Raw genomic sequence first — 19,177 nt, forward strand, 5'->3', positions numbered from 1 at the left:
AATCGCTGATAAAAATTTCACTTACTGCAGCACACCAAGAATTTGAAAATAACCTTCTTTAGTTTTTATCCTCTTTCTCTTTAACGGCAGAAAGTACCGTTTGTTTTACCCAAGCTTTTCTTTGTTTATGCTGTAGACCCCATTGATATAAACTTTGGGCTCCTAAAATAAGTGAAATGACAATGCCGCTAATCGCAATTAATAGAGCGAAAAATTCAAGAGGGGACGATATTTTGTTTGAATCGGTGTTTCTTAAAAGGTCAATCATAGTAAACCCTAACATTTGGCCCACTACAGAGTAGAGCGTTAAAATTAATAATAAAAGGCTATCTTTTTTAGAGGCGACATTTTCTTGATATTTAAACAAACTATCAAGATTTTGTTTCGCGTTCGAGTATAGAACCTCAATATTAAAAAGTTTTCTTAAGCGGAAGAAAATATCTTCACTTTGTGATTGGGATACTAATTCTAAAGAAAAATAATTAGCAGTGAACGAATTGATCGAATAAATTAATTTCTCTATTTCATTAGTATCTTGTTCAATGTTTAGCTCAGCATAGGCGTTTGCCATTTTTAATAAAACAATTTTATGAAATAGGTTTAATAATAAAGCGTAATAAAATTCTCCGAACATTTGACTAGCAAGTTTAGAGATTTCGCGTTCGCCTTCATTTGTTACACATGTAAAAATATGTTCTTCCATTATGAAATAACGATTTGGAGCCCATCTCTGATAAGCGTGTTTTTTTAAATAGTCATGAATGTAAGGAATGTTATTTGCACTTACATATGGTTTACCATCACTTGTTAATCCGGAAAGACTGGAAGTACGATAAACATCCACTTCATTAAGTTCCATACCTTCTTTTAGTGACAATAAAGTTTGAACGTACATTCTTTGGTCTTCAAAGAAAGGGAAGGTTTGAAAGTATGAACTTCTTAATCTCTTCTTTTCAAAGAAATCAGTTACGCCATGAAATAAATAACCAAAAATGAATTTTTCAACTTGGGAATACTTTTTTCCGTTACATTCAATACAAATAGACTCATTTGTATCAGTTTTAGTTTCAAGTACACGGAAGCGAGCAGCGAATTCGATTGCTTCAGATAAAGTCATGTTTGGAGCAGTGTTTACTTCTGTTCGAATTGTTAAGAAGCCAAGTTCATAAGGACAAAGTGTGACATCAATAGAGTGTATCTTGAATGGAATTGAAATAAGGTTTGTTGTTAAATGTCCAGTTAAGTTAAGGTCCTTTGAATAACGTTGCAAGCCCTTTTGATGCTCTGAATGAGGAAAGAGAATTTTATTTGTAAATGAAAGATAGTATGCTTCCATATTTTGATGTGAAACTTTAAACTCCCCATAATATGTATTTTCATCATCGAGATGATCGAGCCGAAAAGGACGAAAATCGTTTTTTTGTAAGAAAGGGAACATATTTTGTTCATATCCAGCTTTAAACGAAAACGGGAATATAAATTGGAATATAGCTGTTGCTACACCTTTTTCCTCAATTGCTTGTATTGCCTCCATCTACATTGTGTCCTTTCCATATATGCTATAGAAACAACATGCCCAAATTTATTTGAAAATAACCACTCTTTTATACTCAATTGAGAGTGAAAATTCAGCTTATTTAGTAGGGAACATGTATAATGTTATGTATACTAAAAGTTATAAAATTGTATTTTGAAAAGGGGGATGCTGTATGCGGATTTTAGTATTAGGCGCTGGTGGAGTCGGAGGATTTTTTGGTGGCAGATTAGTCGAGAAGGGAGAAGATGTCACGTTTCTTGTTCGTAGTAAACGGAAAAAACAATTAGAGGAAAGAGGACTTGTAATCCGAAGTGTTAACGGGGATTTTTCCTTCCGACCGAAATTAATAACGAAAGAAGAGCGAACTTCTCCATTTGATGTCATTTTATTTTCAACAAAAGCGTATCACTTAAACGAGGCAATTCAAGATTTGAAGCCGTTTGTTGGCGAAAATACTGTAATCATTCCATTGTTAAATGGTATCGCTCATTTATCGCTATTACAAAAAGAATTCGGCGAAGAAAAAGTAATTGGCGGTTTATGCTTTATCGAGACGACGTTAAACGATCAAGGAGAAATTGTACAAACTAGCGCTGCCAACAGACTTGTGTTTGGAGAAATTAAGTCTCAAAATTCAGAGAGAGTAAAGCATATTTCTAAAGCATTTTCAGGTACGAAATCTAGTTTTGTTTTAAGTGAAAATATTACGCAAGATATGTGGCATAAATATTTATTTATTACTGTAATGTCAGGTGTGACAACGTTAATGCGTGCACCAATTGGACCAATCCGTGAAAGTGAAGGCGGCCGTGATTTTATCCGTAATGTGTTTGAGGAATCTGTACAAATCATGAGAGTATTAGGAGCTCCAGTAAAGGCTAATATTGCCCAGGAACATATGAAAACGATTGATAAAATTTCGTATGATATGAAGTCATCAATGCAACGTGATATGGAAAAGGGTTCGTTTATTGAAGGGAAGCACTTGCAAGGATATTTACTGGATGTAGCAGAGAAATTTTCTATAGCGGCACCATTATTAGAATCTATATATCAAAATTTAAAGGTGTATGAAGAGATGACCTTTAACAAATCTGTAATAGAATTAGATGTATGAAAAAATAAAAAAGATAGCAATATATAAGTGTATTGCTATCTTTTTTATTTTTTGTATGACAAATTATTTATTTCTTTTCGTTCTATCTGTCAAATTTATTTCCTGTTCACGTTTACCATATAACTGATTAATTTCATTTGCTACTGCATCTAAATATGAATCGGAAAAAATAGGCTTCTTTTCTTTAGACATATGGGTCTCCTTTGCGGATTTTTAATATTCATTATGTATATTTCTCAGCGGATTATGCGCAATCATTTTAATTTTTTTCTTATTAAAAATTTTTGTTTACTTTTTGAAAATAAAGGAGTATTATAATCCACAGTTTCAATTTTCTAAATCGCTGAAACCGCATGGTACGGGGGACCCGTTTTTACGGATTAGTACATAATCCGATGGGGTGAATCCTTGAAAAAGGTAGGGCTACTCATAGGCCCGAATCCGACAGCTAACCTCGTAAGCGTTATATTGAGAAGGAAGGTGGAGCTTGTGCGACAAAAAAAATAATGTCTACAAGTCTATTTCGCTATGGCTTGTAGACATTTTTTGTTTTCTGAAGAAATCGTTTACTGGCTGTAACAAGCAGAAAAGTTCGTACAAAATTATTGGAGAGTGGACAGCATTGGTTTCATCTATTAAAAGATTTTTAATTGGAAGACCGTTAAAATCAACAGAGCTTGGAGAACAAAAGCTTAATAAAACGAAAGCTTTAGCTATTTTATCTTCTGATGCATTGTCATCAGTTGCTTACGGTCCAGAGCAAATTTTAATTGCTTTAGCAGGTGTGGGAGCGATCGCTTATTGGTATTCCATTCCGATCGCTGTTGGGGTATTAGTATTATTGACAGCCCTTATTTTATCTTATCGTCAAATTATTTTTGCTTATCCGCATGGCGGGGGAGCGTATGTTGTATCAAAAGAAAATTTAGGGATGAATCCAGGCTTAATTGCTGGAGGATCTTTATTAGTCGACTATATTTTAACTGTTGCGGTAAGTGTATCTGCAGGTACAGATGCGCTAACATCTGCTTTTCCTAGTTTACATGCACATAATGTAATCATTGCGATTATATTTGTTATATTTATTACGATCTTAAATTTAAGAGGAGTAACGGAATCAGCTTCTGTTTTAGCATATCCTGTTTATTTATTTGTTTTAGCCCTATTTATATTAATTGGTGTAGGCATATATAATATTTTGACTGGTCACGTTTCGCAGGCTTTACACACGCCGATCGGAACGCCGGTTGCGGGTATTAGTTTGTTTTTACTGTTAAGAGCATTTGCATCAGGTAGTTCTGCTTTAACAGGTGTTGAAGCAATTTCAAATGCAATTCCGAACTTTAAAGATCCTGCGCCAAACAATGCTGCAAAAACATTGCTTGCAATGGGTGCATTACTTGCTGTGTTATTTTCAGGAATTGTATTTTTAGCTTATTATTACGGAGTGACGCCGAGTAAAGAAGTAACAGTTGTTTCTCAAATTGCTGAACAAACATTTGGACGTAATTTCATGTACTATTTCATACAAGGTACAACAGCTTTAATATTAATTCTCGCAGCTAATACAGGCTATTCTGCATTTCCTTTATTAGCGGTTAACCTCGCAAAAGATAAATTCATACCGAGAATGTTTACGATTAGAGGAGACCGTCTAGGTTACTCAAACGGTATTATAATACTTGGAGTTGCTTCGATTATTTTAATTGTAGCTTTCCAAGGACAAACAGAACATTTAATTCCGTTATATGCAGTAGGTGTATTTATTCCATTTACACTTTCTCAAACAGGGATGGTATTAAAGTGGCTTCGTGAAAAACCTGAAGGATGGGCTTTAAAATTAACGGTTAATTTAATTGGTGCAGTTATTAGTTTTATCGTAATGAGCATGTTCTTTTTAACTAAATTTGCACAAGTTTGGTCGATTCTTATTTTCTTACCAGTTATTATCTTCTTATTCCATCGAATTAAGAAGCATTATGATGCAGTGGGTGATCAATTAAGTTTAAAAACTTGCGAGCCTCTTATTCCAATTGAGGGGAATGTAATTGTCGTTCCTGTAGCAGGTATGACGCATGTAGTAGAAAATTCATTGAACTATGCGAAATCTCTTTCTGCAGATCAAGTTATCGCTGTATATGTTGCTTTTGACAGAGAAGAGGAAAAGAAATTTGAAGAGAAATGGAAGGTGTGGCAACCTGAAGTAAGGCTTGTTACATTACATTCTCATTATAGAAGTATTATTCAGCCGTTAACGAAGTTCATTGATACAGTGCAATATAAGGCAAGTGAATCGAATTACCGCGTTACGGTCGTTATACCACAGTTCATTCCGAAAAAAGGTTGGCATAACATTCTTCATAATCAATCCAGTTTACTCATACGTGCGTATTTACTTTATAAAAGAAATGTTGTTATTACGACAGTTCCATATCATTTAAAAAAATAAGAAGATTTTTGAAGGATAGCTTCGTGAAAATGAAGCTATCCTTTTTGTGTATATGCTATGCATAATTGCATATGGGTTTAAAAGTTATATGGATATAATTTTATTAGTTATTTATAAGTAGTGTTTTCTGTTGTGATATATAGATATTTCAATCGATAAAGTGAATCGGATTATATTTTGAAATAAGGACATGAAAGCTTGGAAATAAAGGGAATGAAAATACTTCTTTACGTTATATAAACAGCTGTGTTTAAATGACCTTACAGTACAAAACATATATGAAAACAAAACGAAATTTCATATTTACGCATGTTTTTTAGTTTAAAATGAATAATATTTTTACGTAATATATTCACTATGTGAATGTGGGAATTTCGATGAAATAGAAAATTTATACAATATTATTCATACTAAACACATATGAAAAATAATAAAATGTTTTGTGGCGATAAGTAAGTACTGTAGCAATATGAGAGAGGTGGTTCATACATGGATCGTGGTGAGGACGTTCTCTATTTTAACCATCTCAAGTTATGGGCAAAAAAATAGAATAATAAAATGCGATAGTAATAGTTGCTAATACATAGGAGGAGTTAAAGTGAAAAAGACTTTAATTACAGGGTTATTGGTTACAGCAGTATCTACGAGTTGCTTCATTCCTGTAAGCGCTTACGCTAAGGAGGGGCAAACGGAAGTGAAAACAGTATATGCGCAAAATGTAATTGCTCCAAATACATTATCCAATTCAATTAGAATGTTAGGATCACAATCACCGCTTATTCAAGCATACGGATTAATTATTTTGCAACAGCCAGACATTAAGGTAAATGCGATGAGTAGCTTAACGAATCATCAAAAGTTCGCAAAGGCGAATGTGCGAGAGTGGATTGATGAATATAATCCGAAGCTAATTGACTTAAATCAAGAAATGATGAGATACAGCACTAGATTTAATAGCTATTATAGTAAGCTCTATGAACTAGCAGGAAACGTAAATGAAGATCAGCAAGCAAAAGCAGATTTTATGAGTGCATATGGAAAATTACAATTGCAAGTACAAAGCATCCAAGAGAGTATGGAGCAAGATTTATTAGAGTTAAATCGATTTAAAACAGTATTAGACAAAGATAGTAACAACTTATCAATTAAAGCCGATGAAGCAATAAAAACACTGCAAGGATCAAGTGGAGATATTGTGAAATTAAGAGAAGATATTAAAAGAATTCAAGGGGAAATTCAAGCTGAACTAACTACTATTTTGAATAGACCTCAAGAAATCATTAAAGGTTCTATTAATATCGGTAAACAAGTATTTACAATCACAAATCAAACTGCACAAACGAAAACAATCGATTTTGTTTCTATCGGTACTTTAAGTAATGAAATTGTAAATGCTGCAGATAGTCAAACGAGAGAAGCAGCTCTTCGCATTCAACAAAAGCAAAAAGAGTTATTACCACTTATTCAAAAGTTATCACAAACTGAAGCAGAGGCGACTCAAATTACATTCGTTGAAGATCAAGTAAATAGCTTTACAGAATTAATTGATCGTCAAATTACAACTTTAGAAACGTTATTAACGGATTGGAAAGTTTTAAATAATAATATGATTCAAATTCAAAAGAATGTTGAAGAAGGCACGTATACAGACAGTAGTTTACTTCAAAAACATTTCAATCAAATTAAAAAAGTAAGTGATGAAATGAATAAACAAACAAATCAATTTGAAGATTACGTTACAAACGTTGAAGTACATTAAGCAGAAAAATAATTAGCGATATAGGGAGAGAAGAAAAATGACAAAAAAACCATATAAAGTAATGGCTCTATCAGCACTTATGGCAGTATTTGCAGCAGGAAACATTATGCCAGCCCATACGTATGCAGCTGAAAGCACAGTGAAACAAGCTCCAGTTCATGCGGTAGCAAAAGCTTATAATGACTATGAAGAATACTCATTAGGACCAGAAGGCTTAAAAGATGCAATGGAAAGAACAGGTTCAAATGCTTTAGTAATGGATCTGTACGCTTTAACAATTATTAAACAAGGTAATGTTAACTTTGGGAATGTATCATCTGTTGATGCGGCTTTAAAAGGAAAAGTCATTCAGCATCAAGATACAGCGAGAGGAAATGCGAAGCAATGGTTAGATGTATTAAAACCACAGCTTATTTCAACGAATCAAAATATCATTAACTACAATACGAAATTCCAAAACTATTATGATACTTTAGTTGCTGCAGTTGATGCAAAGGATAAAGCAACTCTTACGAAAGGCTTAACTAGATTATCAAGTAGTATTAATGAAAATAAAGCGCAAGTGGATCAGTTAGTAGAAGACTTGAAGAAATTCCGAAATAAAATGACTTCGGATACGCAAAACTTCAAGGGTGATGCAAATCAAATTACATCTATATTAGCTAGTCAAGATGCAGGAATTCCACTATTACAAAATCAAATTACAACGTACAATGAAGCAATTAGTAAATATAATGCAATTATTATCGGTTCATCTGTTGCGACAGCTCTAGGACCAATTGCAATTATCGGTGGTGCAGTAGTTATTGCTACGGGCGCAGGAACACCGCTAGGAGTAGCATTAATTGCAGGTGGCGCAGCAGCTGTAGGCGGTGGTACAGCTGGAATCGTATTAGCGAAGAAAGAGCTTGATAATGCACAAGCAGAAATTCAAAAGATAACAGGACAAGTTACAACTGCGCAATTAGAAGTAGCAGGATTAACGAACATTAAAACACAAACAGAGTATTTAACAAATACAATTGATACTGCAATTACAGCGTTACAAAATATTTCAAACCAATGGTACACAATGGGATCAAAATACAATTCTTTACTTCAAAATGTAGATTCTATTAGTCCAAATGACCTAGTTTTCATTAAAGAAGATTTAAACATTGCGAAAGATAGCTGGAAAAACATTAAAGACTATGCAGAAAAGATTTATGCGGAAGATATTAAAGTAGTAGATACGAAAAAAGCATAATCGAATACGAATCGTTAGAGCGTTAAGTGTTGATGAATGGTTTGAAGCTCCTGTTCAGTTGTGAGCAGGAGCTTTTTATACTTTTATAAAGAAAATAGGTGAAAAGTATGCAGAAAAGATTTTATAAAAAATGCCTTTTAACGTTAATGATTGCTGGAGTGGCAACGAGTAACGCATTTCCTTTACATCCTTTTGCAGCAGAACAAAACGTAAAAACATTGCAAGAAAGTGCGAAAAATTATTCTCTAGGGCCAGCTGGATTCCAAGACGTTATGGCGCAAACGACATCGAGCATATTTGCAATGGATTCATATGCAAAATTAATTCAAAATCAGCAAGAGACAGATTTAAGTAAAATAAGTTCGATTAATAGTGAATTTAAAGGGAATATGATTCAGCATCAAAGAGATGCAAAAGTTAATGCAGCATATTGGTTAAATAATATGAAGCCTCAAATTATGAAAACGGATCAAAATATTATAAATTACAATAATACTTTTCAATCGTATTATAACGACATGTTAATAGCGATTGATCAAAAGGATAGCGGAAAATTAAAAGCGGATTTAGAAAAGTTGTATGCGGATATTGTAAAGAATCAAAATGAGGTAGATGGATTATTAGGGAATTTGAAAGCTTTTCGCGATAGAATGGCGAAAGATACAAATAGTTTCAAAGAGGATACAAATCAGTTAACAGCGATATTGGCAAGTACGAATGCTGGTATTCCAGCTCTAGAGCAACAAATAAATACATATAACGATTCGATTAAAAAGAGTAATGATATGGTCATTGCTGGTGGCGTACTTTGCGTAGCTCTAATAACATGTCTTGCTGGTGGGCCGATGATTGCGGTTGCGAAAAAAGATATCGCAAATGCAGAAAGAGAAATCGCCAATTTAAAAGATAGAATTTCAGGAGCACAAGCAGAAGTCTTAATTTTGACTGATGTAAAAAATAAAACAACAAACATGACAGAAACAATTGATGCAGCAATTACAGCACTACAAAACATATCAAATCAATGGTATACAGTAGGTGCAAAATATAATAATTTATTACAAAACGTAAAAGGAATTTCTCCAGAAGAGTTTACGTTTATAAAAGAAGATTTACATACAGCGAAAGATAGCTGGAAAGATGTAAAGGATTATACAGAAAAATTACATGAAGGTGTGGCAAAGTAAACAGTGGACTAGTTCTGCTGTTTATTTTTTTATCCTGTTTTTTGTGAGAGTTGAACTTGCAATTATATATAAGTTTGTCATGTGTTTTATCCATGTGTGTATAAAAATCTTTCCGTTATCGCTCCCTTTGATAGAATCCATTTTCATATGAGTTTTTTACTGAATTTTTTAAAAATTAAATTTTACGGCTTGATAATTCATTCAAAATGATTTAATCTTATGTCAAATGATATGTTTATCTATCAAAAATGCTTTTATAAAGATAAAGGAGTGATTGAGAATGTTAATCGTCCCATTGATGGTAAGTCTTTAGGTGCAGTAGCATTGAAAAGATTGGGAAGAACTGAGTGAGCTTTCACAATAAAGAACTCTATAACTTTATGTAGTGTTTGATACCCTTCGATTAGATTTTTTGAAAAACAAATCAATATTAATTGAATCAAAGTTTAGAAATTAAATATATGAGTAGTAGAAAAAATCCATTAGTTGTTATCATGTTCTAATAAAAAATGGGAAATGGAAATTCTGAGAAAACCTGTTCAGAAAGTAAGTTAGTGAGGGGAATTCAAAACCAATTTAATAAAAGCGAGGTAAATAATATGACTTTTGAAGAAAAATTACAAGCATATGCAGAACTTACGGTGAAAATCGGTGTCAATATTCAACCAGGGCAATACTTATTAGTCAATACATCAGTGGATGCATTGGATTTCGCCCGTATAATTGTGAAAGAGGCTTATAAGGCTGGGGCAGGGCGTGTTCATGTTAATTTTTCGGATGAAGAAATGGAACGTGCTTACTTTGATTATGCCTCAGATGAAGAATTTAATCGCTTCCCAGAGTGGATAGTCAAAATGAATGATGAGCTGATCGAACGTAAAGGAGCACTATTAATGATAGATGCTACAGATCCTGATAAATTTACAGGTATTTCATCTGATCGTCTAGCTACCTATCAAAAGGTAGCAGGAGCTGCTCTGAGAAACAATCGCAACGCCGTAATGAAGGATTCAATAGCTTGGTCGATGGTAGCAGTTCCTTCACCAAAGTGGGCATCGAAGGTGTTCCCAGGTTTAGCAACTGAGGATCAAGTACCAGCATTATGGGAGGCTATTTTTAAAGCTGTTCGTATTGGTGACGGCAGTGCTATTGAAAAATGGCGTGAACATGTAACAAATTTAGAATCTCGTGCGGTCCTACTGAACGATAAAAAATATATGAAGCTTCACTATACAGCGCCAGGTACTGATTTAACAATTGCATTAGCACCACAGCATAAATGGGTTACTGGAGGTGGTAAAACTCCTGATGATACTATCTTTATGGCTAATATGCCGACAGAAGAGGTTTATACGTTACCGATGAAACAAGGTGTAAATGGCTATGTAAGCAATACAAAACCATTAGTTTATCAAGGGAATATTATCGATGGCTTTAAACTGACATTTGAAGAAGGAAAAATTGTTAAAGCTGAAGCACAGGTAGGACATGATTTATTACAAGAGCTTATTAATGTGGATGAAGGCTCTTGCTATTTAGGTGAAGTAGCACTTGTACCACATGAATCACCAATTTCAGCATCGGGAATTTTATATTTTAATACATTGTTTGATGAAAATGCATCGAACCATTTAGCGATTGGTAAAGCTTATCCAACTTGCTTAGAGGATGGAAGAGATTTAGAAAACGATCAGCTTGAAACGTTAGGGGCAAATATTTCTGTAACACATGAGGACTTTATGATTGGTAGCAGTGAGATGGACATTGACGGTATTCTACCAGATGGAACTGTAGAACCAATTTTCCGTAAAGGTAGCTGGGCATTTTAAGTTTTTAATTTGAATAAAGGAGTAGAGTGGATGAAACGGTTACTAAGCATAATTAGTGCAACTATATAGGTGTTTCATCTGCTTTTGCTTAGGCTGAAAACTACCTCTTTAATTAGAAGTAAAATGCATGCAAAGGAGATAGGCCAATGAATTTCTGGGAAGTTGTTTTGATAGTAGTGAATTTTAGTCTATTGAGTTGGATACTGTTAATAGGCAGAGAAACGAAAAAGTGGTCTAAATTAGCTACTTTGATTGCCGTTGTAATGGTTACAGTTCAGTTATTGGCAGAAGGTTTTAGGTGGCAGATGATTCCGGCATATGTATCCCCAGTTATCTTAATTTTATGCTATTTATTAGCTGGGCGGAAAAAGGGCTTTAGAAGTTCGGGTGTATTCATAGTTAAGACTTCGTTACTATGTATCTATTTGTCTGTAGCAGTTGCGCTACCCTTACTTATGCCAGTATTTTCATTTGAAGAACCAACTGGTCCACATAGGGTCGGTACGAAGCTATATCATTGGGTTGATCATCAGAGAAATGAACCATATTCAAAAAATCCAAACGATCGGCGCGAACTGATGGTGCAAATTTGGTATCCTGCAGCTGAAAAAAGCAAGGGGGATCCAGAACCTTATATTCGTAACATAAATGAGCTCTCCAAGGGATTGGAAAAAACATTGTCTATTCCTGCATTTGCATTCAGCCACATGGAATTGGTAAAGTCTCATTCGTTTATAGATTTACAACTCTCAGACTCAGAGAATCACTATCCCATATTACTCTTCTCTCATGGTTTTAATGGTTTTCGTAATCAAAACACGTTTCAAGTTGAGGAGTTGGCTAGTCAAGGATATATTGTTCTAAGTATCGATCATACCTTTGATGCTGCAGCTACCGTCTTTCCAGGTGGTCGAACTGCTTACGTACAGCCCATCAATTTAACTGATGAAGGAGATAGCCACATAAAATTATGGGAGGAAGATGTCAGCTTTGTCCTTAATCAGATAGAGAAACTTAACGAAAACGATGAGACCGGTTTCTTTACAGGAAGACTGGATACCTCGCGAATTGGAATGTTTGGCCACTCTTACGGTGGAGCTACCGCAGCACAAATACTTGCAAAAGATTCTCGTGTCAAAGCAGCTATCAATATGGATGGTACATTGTATGGTGAAATCTTGCCTGAAAGTGGCATTGGAAAACCATTTCTGCTCATGAATGCAGAAGAGCCTGATGAAGCAGATCCCTTTGAAGTGAGGGAGCGATACGGACGCGGGTTAGCTGGCGGTGGTATGTCAATGGTCATTCCTCATACGGATCATACAAGCTTTACCGATTTACATTTGTTCTCACCTCTGTTGCAGAGCCCAGGTGAAAATCCAAAGGAAGTTCATCGTATTATTAACGAATTCAGCCTGGCATTTTTTGACCAGTATGTAAAACAGAAGGATGACGGCTCAACCCTTAAAAGGCTGATAAGCAAATACCCGGAAGTGAATTTTAAAATAAACCGATAACTTTATGCAGAAAGTAACTCGTACCATTTCCTTTGGCTCTTGTATTTATTACATTAAAGAATTTAATTTCTTCATCGTTATCTAAATAATGAAATGCTAAAAATGAAACATTCAAAGTACTATCAGTTTCAGGAATATAATTCTTTTTGAAAAGCTACATTCAGCAGCTGGACACTTTATTTGAGATTGTTTATTATAATATCAAATGATATATTTATCTATCAAAAATGACGACTTTATACAGAAAAAGGGAGAGATTGACGATGAAGAAAGACTTGTCAGCGTTGAAGGAAGCGAGATTTAATGCAATTCTTGATTCAGCTACTATATTGCTTGTTGAAAATCCTACTGCTTCGATGAATGAAATTGCGGAATATGCGGGAATTGGAATTGCTACACTCCATCGCTACGTCGAAAGCAGGGAGAAATTGATGCTGTTCTTGGGCCATCGGGCTATACAACTGGTAAGTGATACTGTAAACCAGATTCCACTGGATGAGGAAAGAAGCGAAAACTATATCCCGGAACTCATTGAAGCGTTAATCCCTTTAGGTGACAAAATCTATTTTCTAGGTCATGATGCATCTGTATTTAACAACAAAGAATTAGGTGAAGCAGAAGAGAAGCTGAGGGAACCCTTAAGACGCGTTATTGAATTGCTACAACAAAGAGGTTACTTTCAGCAAACAGTTAGCAGTGAATGGATTTTGAATACGCTTTATGCTCTGCTTTTCCATACCTGGGAACAGGTAAATGAAGGAAATGTGGCTAAAAAATCTGCTGCAGAGCTTGTTTTAAATACATTTTATTATGGTTTCAAAGCTAAGGATGAATTGAGAGGGAAGTGAACTGATTCAAATCCATGATAATTAATATTAATAATATAGAAAGTGAAAAGGAGCAATAGGATAATGAATAAAATCTCTATTGTAAAGGCTGTTCATCAATCCATGGTCGGCGCCCAGCTAAATGTAATGGCATTGGAATACATGGCGTTTCCACTTGCAGGATCTGAGGAGAAGAACACAGTCGATTGGACATTTTGTAAGCTATGGCGGCAGGAGAACAACCGTTTTAGTCATCAATACGCCTATGAAGCTCAAATGGACGGGAAAACTTTAGGGATGATTACTTGCTATCCCATACCCGTTTTAAATCGTCTTGCCTGGCCCACTTTTAAACAGCTGCTTTCGTTCCGAAAGCTGGGTTTTGTTGTTTATAACATTCTGAATATTAAAATGCTTTATTCCATGTTTACCTTGAAGGAGGGAGAAGATGACGAGTTTCACATCGGAACAATTGCCTTACTGCCCGAAAGTCGAGGACTAGGGATAGGTACCAGATTAATTGAGTTTGCTGAGGAACAAGCTTCGCTGCAAGGCTTTGCCAAATGCTCTCTGACGGTAAAGAAAGAGAACCAACTTGCCATTAAATTGTATCAGAGGATAGGCTACCAGATTACAGGTGAAATCAATAAACCAAAGTTATCGTTGTACAGAATGGTCAAAAACGTAGAACCTTACAACCATTTATAAAAAATTTGTACAGTATTAGAGGGTACCAGCACATGCCCATAAGCTTAAGGATTCAAAATTACCCCAAAGTAAAAAATGTACATTTTTTACAAGTTAACACAAAATTTTAGCTTGATAGTGATGGGATGAGGCTTCTATATAAAAAAACACAGTTTACACTCAAACTGTGTTTTTTCGACGTATAATGCTTTATCAACATCTCTTTTTATTCTTTAAAATCTGCAACAGAACCAGGCCTCTCCTCAAAGTATAAATTCCAAGGGAGGAACCGTTTTTTTATTTACTTATATACGTACAGCTGTACCACTGACAGCAACCATTAACATTCCATCACGTACAACTTCGTAATCTACGTCAATACCAACGATAGCGTTCGCACCTTTTTGTTTTGCAAGTTCTTTCATTTCGTCCATTGCAATATCACGAGCGTCTTTTAGCTTACTTTCATAAGCACCAGCACGGCCACCGACAACATCACGAACTGAAGCGAATAAATCGCGGACAATGTTTGCACCCATAATAGCTTCACCATTTACAATATCAATATACTCAATAATTTCTTTACCTTGAATTCCAGAAGTTGTTGTTACAATCATGACCGACACTCTCCTAATAAGTTGTAGTTTTGATAAGATTTCTTATGCCTTAGAAAAAGTGGTTCTGGTGCCAAAAATACTCGATAGAAACATAGAGTATTTTTGCATCAAAACCTGCAATTGTTTAACATATGTATCGCTATGACATATGCAATTGAATGAAAGTGATGCAATTGTTTAACATATGTATCGCCATAACATATGCAATGGATCTCTTAGAAATAAGATAAGCTACAGTAAGTATCACCGAGCCAGGTAAATAAATAGCAATATCCGAAAGCTGATTCGTATGAAGAACTGTAAAAATTATAATCGAGATGATAGATGCAATAGCAGTACCAATATAATGTGAAAAACGATTTAATATTATATGACGAAACACAATTTCTTCAAGCAATGGCCCTAGAATACCAAATACTAGCAATGTAAAAATAAGAGGTATCCCCGTACCTGTTTCAAGGAGCTGTTCTTGGTTCTCTGGCTGGGCAGTTGCTAGAAAACGCATAACAGATTGTTCTACAATTACCGTAAATAAAACCACCAGAGGAACACTTACTATTTTCAAAATTGTTTTCTCTTTAAAATAAGTAAAACTTTCAATAATTTCTTTCCTAAAGAAAATTATTCCTACAATAGCAGGTACAGTCAAACCGATGGCACTAAGAGCAAATTCTGATTCAACTAAATTGCTGTTAGTTAAAAGTGATAGGCCAAATAATATGAACAAGCCAATTTGAAGTAGTGCAAACATTGTATAAACGATTAGCATAATAATTTCTTTTTTATTCATTTTTATAAAGTTCACTTTATTGCCCCCGTAATTAAATTACCTATAATCTTTGATTTTTCTTTCTGCATAACGTTCTCCTTCTAAATATATTTATGTTAAAAACCGGACGGTTCGGTCTGAATCGAAATCTAATGATACTACAAGTTTCTAGTTTTTTAAACCCTTTTAACGAAATCAAAATGGTAAAAAGCAAATATATTTATATCTCAGTTGCTTTGTTACAATTTAATTCCAATAATCATTAATGATTAATCTTTTATAGAATGAAGTGAGAGTGGGGTGGTTCAAACACTTTAGCTAAACATATTAATAAAAATTATATATAATAATCATAGTCTATACGTTAAAATTAACTATATATTTTTACACCTTCTACGATTGTAGGTGAAATTAGTTGTATAACAGGACTGAATTAAATAATTGGACATGTTAATTTTGACAGAAAATTCATTTGAGTGATATAGATAATACAATTTGATTAACCTCTTTTCAAACCGTATTGTTTGAGGTTCAGATAATATAGGGGTTGATAAGATATTTTTGTTCCAAACTTCTTTATACTTACAAAAAAATTCAAGAAAATAGATGGTAAATATCACCTGAAATATTAAGCTCGTTTTTATTAGGAGGATTACAAAGCATGACTAAAGTTGATAAGGTTAAAGAAAAAATTATTGAAACATCTTTATATTTATTTAATACTAATGGGATAACTCGCACATCCATCCAGGATATAATGACAGCTACTGAACTACCTAAAGGATCTATTTATCGTAGATTCAAAAGTAAAGAAGAAATTGTCCTTGCTGCCTATGACAAAAGTGGTGAGATTATGTGGAGTCATTTTCATAAAGCAATGGAAAATAAAAAGACAGCAATCGATAAAATCCTTGCAATTTTCCTTGTATATCAAGATGCAGCTAATAATCCTCCTATTGCTGGAGGCTGTCCATTACTTAATAGCGCAATTGAAAGTACTGGAGTATTTCCAGAATTACAAAAAGCAGCAGCAAAAGGTTATGATGATACAGTAATGTTAATGGCTTCTCTCATAAAAGAAGGAATAGAGAAACAAGAACTTAAAGAAGATATAGATATTATATCGCTCGCTTCTTTTCTTGCATCTTCAATGGAGGGAGCTATTATGGCAAGTCGCGTATCTAACGATAATATACACCATCATTATTTTATTGAACAAATAAAACATCATCTTTTCTCTTATTCTAAATAAGTGAGAACTTGCAGTGTTTCCATCCGATTTTTATAAACTTAAATTGAATACATACCCCTTATGAACAGTATCTTTTGTTTATGAGGGGTATTTGAATAGCTTTTAGACGATGTTTCATGTTTCTTATTGAACGGCTTTGTTATCGTTACTACAGGAAAAGCAATAAAGAATGAATTACATATAAACTGATTTATATGTTGTAAGTGTTTCTATATTGAGTTTGTAAATCTACACAATAAGGTTTCATTATATATAATACGTAGAATAGAAGTTCAGTTAGATAAAATTCGGTAGTCGAATTTTTTTGCATAAAGCTGTATAATGCTTGTAACGAAAGGGAAATACAGGAAGGGATTTGTAATGAGTTACTATGGAAAAAGATAAACAACAATTAAGCGTTGAAGTTGCAAGATTATATTATCAATCAGATTATAGTCAGCAAGAAATTGCTAACAAATTAAATATTTCAAGACCGACGATTTCTAGATTGTTAAAGTACGCGAAAGAAAAAGGGTTTGTTCAAATTAGCATCGCCGATCCATTTGCGGATTTAGATAACGTTGGGAATTTACTGAAAGAAAAGTACAACTTGTTAGAGGCACATGTTGTATTTTCTCCAGTACCGGAATATGCAACGATTACAGAGTATATAAGTAAATATGCTGCTGAGTATATGGAAAAGACGGTTAAAAACGGTGATATTGTTGGTGTAAGCTGGGGAATGACGATGTATGAAATCGCTAGAAAAATCGTACCGCAACATGTAAAAGGGGTAGAGGTTGTCCAGTTAAAAGGCGGTATTAGTCATTCGAGTGTAAATACATATGCGAATGAGACGATAGCTTTATTTGCAGATGCTTTTCAAACGACGCCAAGAAATCTACCTCTTCCAGTTATATTTGATAATGCAGTGACAAAAGAATTAGTAGAGCAGGATCGACATATTCATCACATTATTGAAATGGGGAAACAAGCGAATATTGCAGTTTTCACTGTAGGAACAGTGCGAGACGAAGCGCTATTATTCCGATTAGGTTATTTCGATAAGGATGAAACAAGTTTACTCAAAAAACAATCGGTCGGTGACATTTGTTCACGTTTCTTTGATGGAGACGGAAATATTAGTAGCGAAGAGATTAATCAGCGTACAATTGGAATTGAGTTAGAGGAACTGAAATTAAAGAAACGCTCTATTTTAGTTGCAGGTGGTAATAGAAAAATAAAAGCAATTGATGGTGCGTTACGTGGCGGGTATGCAAATGTATTAATTATCGATCAGCATACAGCAAAAGAACTGTTACATTATGAAAAAGGTTAGAAATAAAAGGAGTTCTCAAAATTAACATATTGAGAACTCCTTTTATTTTGTTATGTATGAATGATAGGAGTCTTTTTTGAACACAAATTGCCTTTTTAAAAATAATTATGGATATGGAGATACATACTACCATTGTTAACATAGAAAATTTGATTATATAGGAAGTGTTCTTTGTTAGAATGCGCTTTATTTACTACAAGAAAATTCCTTTTAAAAAAGAATGAACAAAATTTCAAAAGTGTATTTACATTTGTTCAACTAAGAGTTAGAATGAAGTTGTTAAAAGATATGAGGAGTGAAGATAATGAACATTGCAAAGTTAATTGACCATACAATTTTAAAAGCTAATACTACTAAAGAAGATGTTATGAAAGTAATCGAAGAAGCAAAGGAATATAAATTCGCTTCTGTTTGTATTAACCCAACATGGGTAAAATTAGCGGCTGATGAACTAGCTGGACATGATGTAGACGTTTGTACTGTAATCGGTTTCCCATTAGGAGCAAGCACTACTGAAACAAAAGCATTTGAAACAAAAGATGCTATCGCAAAAGGTGCAACTGAAGTTGATATGGTAATCAACGTAGGCGCTTTAAAAGATGGCGATAACGAATTTGTTGAAAAAGACATTTATGAAGTAGTACAAGCAGCAAAAGGAAAAGCTCTTGTAAAAGTAATCATTGAAACTTGCCTATTAACAGATGAAGAGAAAGTACGTGCTTGTGAATTATCAGTAAAAGCTGGTGCTGATTTCGTAAAAACTTCAACTGGATTCTCAACTGGCGGAGCAACTGCTGAAGATATCGCATTAATGCGTAAAACAGTAGGACCAAACGTTGGTGTAAAAGCATCTGGCGGTGTTCGTACACGTGAAGATGCAGACAAAATGGTAGCTGCTGGAGCTTCTCGCGTTGGAGCAAGTGCTAGTGTTGCAATCGTATTAAATGATGCAAAAGGTGCTACAGATAACTACTAATCGATAAAAGCTTAAAGCAATAGATATACGTTTAAAGTATATCTATTGCTTTAATAATTGAAAAAAATGTAAGCGGATACGAATGGGAGG

Annotated in this window: 16 protein-coding genes and 1 riboswitch; of the genes, 12 read left to right on the forward strand and 4 right to left on the reverse strand. The window is 34.2% G+C overall.

Annotated features, from left to right (window positions below; genetic code table 11):
- Positions 1 to 58: 58 nt before the first annotated feature.
- Positions 59 to 1,534, reverse strand: a complete 1,476-nt coding sequence (locus tag ACUXVC_RS09155; RefSeq protein WP_144465400.1) for a hypothetical protein — start codon at positions 1,532 to 1,534, stop codon at positions 59 to 61.
- A 175-nt stretch (positions 1,535 to 1,709) separates the two neighbouring features.
- On the opposite strand from ACUXVC_RS09155, the gene panE reads away from it, so the two are divergent.
- Entirely contained in the window at positions 1,710 to 2,654 is a 945-nt protein-coding gene (gene panE / locus ACUXVC_RS09160) for a 2-dehydropantoate 2-reductase (RefSeq protein WP_001221912.1), read from the forward strand.
- Positions 2,655 to 2,717: 63 nt separating this feature from the next.
- On the opposite strand, the gene ACUXVC_RS09165 is transcribed toward panE, so the two are convergent.
- On the reverse strand, positions 2,718 to 2,846 hold the full coding sequence (locus ACUXVC_RS09165) for a hypothetical protein (RefSeq protein WP_000031873.1): 129 nt from the start codon (positions 2,844 to 2,846) through the stop codon (positions 2,718 to 2,720).
- Between the two features lie 139 nt (positions 2,847 to 2,985).
- Positions 2,986 to 3,132, forward strand: a riboswitch (cyclic di-AMP (ydaO/yuaA leader).
- 144 nt (positions 3,133 to 3,276) lie between these two features.
- On the opposite strand from ACUXVC_RS09165, the gene ACUXVC_RS09170 reads away from it, so the two are divergent.
- The 8 genes from ACUXVC_RS09170 (at position 3,277) to ACUXVC_RS09205 (ending at position 14,176) form a co-directional block, all read left to right on the forward strand.
- Complete coding sequence (locus ACUXVC_RS09170; protein ID WP_106822400.1) at positions 3,277 to 5,103, forward strand: APC family permease; 1,827 nt, start codon at positions 3,277 to 3,279, stop codon at positions 5,101 to 5,103.
- A gap of 598 nt (positions 5,104 to 5,701) precedes the next feature.
- Positions 5,702 to 6,862, forward strand: coding sequence for a non-hemolytic enterotoxin NHE subunit A (gene nheA / locus ACUXVC_RS09175; protein WP_000751827.1), 1,161 nt, complete (start codon positions 5,702 to 5,704; stop codon positions 6,860 to 6,862).
- Positions 6,863 to 6,899: 37 nt separating this feature from the next.
- Positions 6,900 to 8,108, forward strand: a complete 1,209-nt coding sequence (nheB, locus tag ACUXVC_RS09180; protein WP_000162968.1) for a non-hemolytic enterotoxin NHE subunit B — start codon at positions 6,900 to 6,902, stop codon at positions 8,106 to 8,108.
- Positions 8,109 to 8,215: 107 nt separating this feature from the next.
- Complete coding sequence (gene nheC, locus ACUXVC_RS09185; protein ID WP_088025333.1) at positions 8,216 to 9,295, forward strand: non-hemolytic enterotoxin NHE subunit C; 1,080 nt, start codon at positions 8,216 to 8,218, stop codon at positions 9,293 to 9,295.
- A 599-nt stretch (positions 9,296 to 9,894) separates the two neighbouring features.
- Entirely contained in the window at positions 9,895 to 11,124 is a 1,230-nt protein-coding gene (locus ACUXVC_RS09190) for an aminopeptidase (RefSeq protein WP_078401675.1), read from the forward strand.
- Positions 11,125 to 11,270: 146 nt separating this feature from the next.
- Positions 11,271 to 12,641: an alpha/beta hydrolase family protein gene (locus ACUXVC_RS09195; RefSeq protein ID WP_088025331.1), complete on the forward strand. Its 1,371-nt coding sequence runs from the start codon at positions 11,271 to 11,273 to the stop codon at positions 12,639 to 12,641.
- Positions 12,642 to 12,904: 263 nt separating this feature from the next.
- Positions 12,905 to 13,489, forward strand: coding sequence for a TetR/AcrR family transcriptional regulator (locus ACUXVC_RS09200; RefSeq protein WP_446026007.1), 585 nt, complete (start codon positions 12,905 to 12,907; stop codon positions 13,487 to 13,489).
- 63 nt (positions 13,490 to 13,552) lie between these two features.
- Positions 13,553 to 14,176, forward strand: coding sequence for a GNAT family N-acetyltransferase (locus tag ACUXVC_RS09205; protein WP_001033856.1), 624 nt, complete (start codon positions 13,553 to 13,555; stop codon positions 14,174 to 14,176).
- Between the two features lie 284 nt (positions 14,177 to 14,460).
- Here the strand turns inward: ACUXVC_RS09205 and ACUXVC_RS09210 are convergent, their stop codons facing one another.
- Entirely contained in the window at positions 14,461 to 14,772 is a 312-nt protein-coding gene (locus ACUXVC_RS09210) for a heavy metal-binding domain-containing protein (RefSeq protein WP_000637505.1), read from the reverse strand.
- 139 nt (positions 14,773 to 14,911) lie between these two features.
- A complete protein-coding gene (locus ACUXVC_RS09215) occupies positions 14,912 to 15,577 on the reverse strand; it encodes a CPBP family intramembrane glutamic endopeptidase (protein WP_016082056.1) in 666 nt (221 codons plus the stop codon).
- Between the two features lie 625 nt (positions 15,578 to 16,202).
- Here ACUXVC_RS09215 and ACUXVC_RS09220 point away from each other — a divergent pair.
- The 3 genes from ACUXVC_RS09220 (at position 16,203) to deoC (ending at position 19,087) form a co-directional block, all read left to right on the forward strand.
- On the forward strand, positions 16,203 to 16,793 hold the full coding sequence (locus tag ACUXVC_RS09220; RefSeq protein ID WP_016082055.1) for a TetR/AcrR family transcriptional regulator: 591 nt from the start codon (positions 16,203 to 16,205) through the stop codon (positions 16,791 to 16,793).
- Positions 16,794 to 17,163: 370 nt separating this feature from the next.
- Positions 17,164 to 18,111 (forward strand): sugar-binding transcriptional regulator, encoded by a 948-nt coding sequence (locus ACUXVC_RS09225; RefSeq protein ID WP_016082054.1) that lies wholly within the window; start codon positions 17,164 to 17,166, stop codon positions 18,109 to 18,111.
- Between the two features lie 304 nt (positions 18,112 to 18,415).
- Positions 18,416 to 19,087 carry a deoxyribose-phosphate aldolase gene (gene deoC / locus ACUXVC_RS09230; protein WP_001017440.1) on the forward strand — a complete coding sequence of 224 codons (672 nt, stop codon included), beginning with the start codon at positions 18,416 to 18,418 and terminating at the stop codon, positions 19,085 to 19,087.
- Positions 19,088 to 19,177 lie beyond the last annotated feature (90 nt).

This window comes from Bacillus sp. N6 (assembly GCF_052805735.1).